This is a genomic window from Rhodococcus sp. KBW08, assembly GCF_003852455.1.
Lineage (GTDB): Bacteria > Actinomycetota > Actinomycetes > Mycobacteriales > Mycobacteriaceae > Rhodococcus_F > Rhodococcus_F baikonurensis.
Genome location: NZ_QAJJ01000048.1, coordinates 1 through 936 on the forward strand (window position 1 = coordinate 1; position 936 = coordinate 936).

The following is a 936-nucleotide window of genomic DNA, read 5'->3' on the forward strand; positions in this document are numbered from 1 at the left end:
ACAAATCCGTCGCATACGTCAACGACGCCGCCATCCCCGCCGGAGCACCGGACTCGTCGAACTGCTCCACCACCGTCAGCTGCAGATCGAACTTCGCCGCCACCGCCGTGGCATCGACACCCGCAACCCGCAGATCACCCAACTGCAACGCCGACTGCTCCATGTTCTGGAACGCCAACATCACCTGGAACAACGGACTCCGAGCCTGCGACCGCGCCGGATTGAGCACCTCCACCAAACGCTCGAACGGAACATCCGCATGCGCAAACGCCTGAAGATCAGCCTCCCGCACACCTGCGAGCAGATCGACGAAGCTCTCCGAAGAATCCACCTCCGTCCGCAACACCAACGTATTGACGAACATCCCGATCAAATCATCGAGAACCTGCTCACCACGACCCGCCACCGGAGTACCGATCGCAATATCGGACGTACTCGACAACCGCGCCAACAACACCGCCAACGCCGCATGCACCACCATGAACAACGACGAATTCGACTCACGAGCAACATCATTCAAACCAGCATGAACATCCGCACCCACCACGAACGAATGATTCGCCCCACGATTAGACGCCACCACAGGCCGCGAACGATCCGCCGGCAAATCCAACTGATCCGGCAACCCCGCAAGAGCACCCGACCAGAACTCGACCTGCCGCGAAATCAACGACGACGGATCATCCTCGGACCCCAACACCTCGCGCTGCCACAACGCGTAATCCGCATACTGCACCTCGAGCGGCGCCCACCCCGGAACCTCACCCCGAGAACGAGCCTCATACGCCACCATCAGATCTCGCGTCATGGGGCCCATCGACGACCCATCCGCACTGATGTGATGAACGACGAACACCAACACGAACTCCGACTCCGACACCGCGAACAACCGCGCCCGAACCGGAACCTCCACCGCCACATCGAAACCAGCCGACA

General features: G+C 60.7%; 1 protein-coding gene. It reads right to left on the reverse strand.

The genetic code is table 11. From position 1 onward, the window contains the following. The coding region (locus DBV08_RS31900) for a condensation domain-containing protein (RefSeq protein ID WP_260395831.1) at window positions 1–936 on the reverse strand (936 nt) is incomplete at both ends.